Origin of the sequence: uncultured Flavobacterium sp., from assembly GCF_963975005.1 — a bacterium.
Taxonomy (GTDB): Bacteria; Bacteroidota; Bacteroidia; order Flavobacteriales; family Flavobacteriaceae; genus Flavobacterium.
The window spans coordinates 1-4,036 of sequence record NZ_CAXBFR010000179.1; the positions used below are offsets into that span (position 1 = coordinate 1).

The window sequence follows — 4,036 nt, forward strand, 5'->3', positions numbered from 1 at the left end:
TACATCATTTTGAGCTTGAGTAATCGAAGTAACTAACAATAGTAAATACATTATTTTTTTATACATAAATAGTTATTTAACGTTATTTAATCAATTCTAATTTGATAAAAACATTAAATATTATGCATAAAGAACCAACTGGCAATAAAGTTTATAAAGTGGTGGTGCATTAGATTCGCAATAAAAAGCTGGATTTTCAATAGATGAAATCAACAGTGTTTTATCAGCAAATTCAACTGTAGAATTAGTACTTAAGAGAGCGTTACTAGTTTCAAATTTTAAAGATTTTGTTAGAAAATTATCATTCTTTTTTTCAAGTTTAATGATTTTATTGGAACAACAACTATCATGAGAATCCTCGACAGCACAACAGGAAACAACGGGTTCACTACAAGGTTCTTCAAAATTTGAATTCAATGAAACGGAAGCAATCGTATCGTTACAGTAATGTACTGTAAAACTATAACCTATGTTAGCCATAAAGACCACAAAAGCTAAAAGCATACTGATATGTTTTTTAAATTTCATCAATGCAAAAATAAGTATTCTAATTCAATTTGACGTTAAAACTTTCTAAATTTCAAAGATTTGTTCTAAAAGCGGCACAATACAATCAAAACCATACGTTTCATTAATCTTAATTCGAAGTTCGTCGGCAGCAGCATTTTCACCATGAATTAAAAATACTTTTTGTGGTTTATTTTCTAATTCACTCAGCCAATTAATCAAATCTTTTTGATCACCATGAGCAGACAAACCTTCAACCATTATAATGTTAGCATTTACTGGATAATATTTTCCATAGAATTTAATTTCTTTTGCACCTTCTAGCAATTTTCTTCCTCGAGTTCCTTCCGCTTGATAACCAACCATAAGAACTGTATTTTTTTCATCAACAATGTAACGTTCTAAATAAGAAAGCACTCTTCCACCAGTTATCATGCCACTTGCGGCAATAATGACTTTTGGTTTTTCATTATAAATAGTTTCAATTGTATCTTTGTAGGAAGAAATCATGGTAAACATTTTACACATTTCTTCACATTGATGTGGATTTAGTTTATGCCATTTCGTGTTTTGAAGAAAAACATCGAGAACACTTATTCCCATTGGCGTATCAATAACATAAGGCATATTTGGAATTCGATTTTGCTGTTTTAATTGCCAAAGTAAATACATAATAGTTTGCGCTCGTTCAACAGCAAAACTTGGAATCACAACATTTCCTCCTTTTTGAAAAGTATTGTTTATGATTTGTTCTAATTCAAACATTACGTCATTGTTAGGATGCAACCTGTTTCCATACGTACTTTCCATAAAAACAAAATCGGCTTTTTTAGGTTTTACTGGTGGATAAAGCAATACATCATCATCTTGACCAATATCGCCAGAAAAAACCAAAATTTTACCATCAATATGCAATTCTATAGAACAAGCACCAATAATATGACTTGCATAAAAGAATTTGAAATAAATATCATCTGTCAATTTAACTTCTAAATCTTTGTTTACAACTCTAAAAAAAGGAATTACTTTTTCTGCATCTTTAACAGTGTATAATGGTTTAGCTGGATTGTGTTTAGAATAATTTTCTTTATTAGCTCTCTCGGCTTCTTCTTCCTGAATTTTTGCACTGTCTAAAAGAATTAATTGAGAAATTTGTTTGGTAGGACTAGTACAAAATATCTTTCCTAGAAAACCATCATTTACTAATTTTGGCAACCAACCACAATGATCTAAATGACCGTGGGTTAACAATACAAAATCAATCGTTGAAGGCAATACTGATAAAGGTTGCCAATTCAATTCACGCAAAGGTTTTAATCCTTGAAACAACCCACAATCAATTAAAATTCTGGTTTCATTATGTTCAACCACAAATTTTGAACCTGTTACTGTTCCTGCAGCACCTAAAAAGTAAATTTTCATCTTTTAATAGTTTAGAATATTACACAATTGATTGGTTTCTTTTAATACATTTTTAATTCGATTTTGACTTAAACCAATTTTATTCAACCATTCTTTATTAGTTAATAACTCTTTTGCTGTAATAATATTTTGAGTCAATAATTTATCTTTTTCCAAAAGCGTCAAAGTTGTTAATGCAGTAACCGGATAAATATGATAGGAATCAATTTTGTTTTTTAAACTGCTTCCAGAAGGGTAATTCCAACTTAATAATTCCATATTCGAACAGGTTGCAAATTGAACGGCATCTTCAGTAAATCTATTATTGGTAACAATTTTACATTTTGATATTTTATGAGTTTCATTAAATAAAGTATATTCTTTTACGGCTAAATCATTAAACCTTGATAAAATATACATGGGAACTTTTACATTAGTTTTTGCATCTTGACTACTGTGGAACTTGCATTCTACCATACTGATTTTTTCGTTTTTTCTAAGTAAAACATCAAGTTCATGAGAAACACATTTTCCGTTTAAAGTTAGATTAGTCATGGTTTCAAAACCTTCCATTTGAAAAAGTTTTGCTATAAATTTTTCAAAGTAAAATCCAGCTGGACCAAGAGCCATAATTGCTGTTCTTAAATTGTATTTTGCGGCATGAACATTAGCTATTTTCTTCAACAATTGAAAAGCCATTTTGTAGATTTTCTTTGTTGGAATTCCGTCATACAACTGTTTTTCGATTGTTTCTAGAACACGATTAACATCAGCCTCACTAGCACCGGATTTAAATAAAGATTTTTTGAGTTTATCTTTTTCAAATGTAACAACTTCACCAGAATACTTAGTAACTTTCATAACACCAAATTTTACACTTAAAGGTAGTGAAAAAAATGTTATTCGGCTTTTTTCTGAAAGTAAAATGCTGGAATTAAAAGCAATAACAAAACAGGTTGAATTAAAAATCGTCTTAAATAAAATAATAGTAAATAATCAGGCTTATCTGATCCGAAAATTAAATATGAAAACACCATTATCAACATAACAAACAATATAAAATACAAAGACGATGCGATTTTGACATGCATTTTGTTTTGAAAAAGTAAATAAATGATACTTATGGAAAGTAATGAATTGACAAAATATCTTAAAAAAAGATTCAATAGTAATTTAAAACTTTCAAAGTTCGGCAACGATTTATTTTGATAATCTGATTTAAAAAATTGTAAAAAAGGATCATAAAACAACTTATCCTCAAAAAACCTGATGCAAACGATCAAGAATAAAGCAACAAAAATTCCAACATATCTAATAATTTTATTTTGCATATTTGGAGAATTTTGTAACCCAAATTATCCATAAAATAAAAACTACCCCATAGATAAACAAAGGAAATATTGTTCCGTGCAAAAATTCTTGATAATCAGGATAATAATAAATAGCCCAAACCAACAAACCAATTCGAATTATATTTAAAACGTAGACCAAAATAGCTCCAACAACAATATACAATGTTGTTTTAACCCAATTTGAAGCAAAAGCAAAAATAAAAGAAGCAAATAAAATAATTACACTAATTGCATTACAACCTTCTATAATTCTGGCCACATATTTTCCGTTATAAATTACTTTCATTGAAGATTCTGATTTATTAGGAATCACATAATAATCTTCCTTAAAAAAGTACATTAAATATGTCGTATGCTCTGAAACCATTTTTGTAATCGAATCTAATTCAAAGTTAGATACATCAAACTGATTTAAAAATTGATTATAAATGAAAGCAAAAACGAAATAGAATAAAACGAACTTTACTAAAAAAGTAAAAAAGGGTTTGTATTGAATGAATATGTTTTTCAAGTTGCTTTTTTTTTCAAAAATATACATTTTAATTGAATGTAAATAACTTTTAAAACATTCAATAAATTTATAAAATATAGTTAAAATAAAATCAATAAGTTTTTTGATGTGAATTCTATTAAATACTTTTGTAAAAAAAAAAGAAAATGAACTTTGAATCTTTAAAACCATCTATTATAGAATTCGTCAAAAACGACTCCTTAACAAAAGATGAAAAATTAAAAAATATTTGCCAATACCTGCAAGACAATATATCTTTTTATAA

Annotated in this window: 5 protein-coding genes; all 5 read right to left on the reverse strand. The window is 27.8% G+C overall.

The genetic code is table 11. The features are described 5' to 3' along the window. Nucleotides 1-120: 120 nt before the first annotated feature. From AACZ53_RS14065 to xrtF, 5 genes are read right to left on the reverse strand one after another with little or no spacing between them, the layout of a single operon-like run. A complete protein-coding gene (locus tag AACZ53_RS14065) occupies nt 121-528 on the reverse strand; it encodes a hypothetical protein (protein WP_339839756.1) in 408 nt (135 codons plus the stop codon). Between the two features lie 45 nt (nt 529-573). Next, a complete protein-coding gene (locus tag AACZ53_RS14070) occupies nt 574-1,929 on the reverse strand; it encodes an MBL fold metallo-hydrolase (RefSeq protein WP_339839758.1) in 1,356 nt (451 codons plus the stop codon). Between the two features lie 3 nt (nt 1,930-1,932). Next, complete coding sequence (locus AACZ53_RS14075; RefSeq protein ID WP_339839761.1) at nt 1,933-2,769, reverse strand: restriction endonuclease; 837 nt, start codon at nt 2,767-2,769, stop codon at nt 1,933-1,935. A gap of 38 nt (nt 2,770-2,807) precedes the next feature. Continuing rightward, complete coding sequence (locus AACZ53_RS14080) at nt 2,808-3,239, reverse strand: exosortase F system-associated protein (protein WP_339839764.1); 432 nt, start codon at nt 3,237-3,239, stop codon at nt 2,808-2,810. Continuing rightward, nucleotides 3,229-3,771 (reverse strand): exosortase family protein XrtF, encoded by a 543-nt coding sequence (gene xrtF, locus AACZ53_RS14085; protein WP_339839767.1) that lies wholly within the window; start codon nt 3,769-3,771, stop codon nt 3,229-3,231. Before xrtF ends, AACZ53_RS14080 begins: the two co-directional genes overlap by 11 nt. Between the last annotated feature and the right edge of the window lie 265 nt (nt 3,772-4,036).

Bases quoted from the DNA above. Each gene is read 5' to 3' on its own strand.
- AACZ53_RS14070 (WP_339839758.1), bottom strand. From the start codon at position 1,929: ATGAAAATTTACTTTTTAGGTGCTGCAGGAACAGTAACAGGTTCAAAA.
- AACZ53_RS14065 (WP_339839756.1), bottom strand. From the start codon at position 528: ATGAAATTTAAAAAACATATCAGTATGCTTTTAGCTTTTGTGGTCTTT.
- AACZ53_RS14075 (WP_339839761.1), bottom strand. From the start codon at position 2,769: ATGAAAGTTACTAAGTATTCTGGTGAAGTTGTTACATTTGAAAAAGAT.
- AACZ53_RS14080 (WP_339839764.1), bottom strand. From the start codon at position 3,239: ATGCAAAATAAAATTATTAGATATGTTGGAATTTTTGTTGCTTTATTC.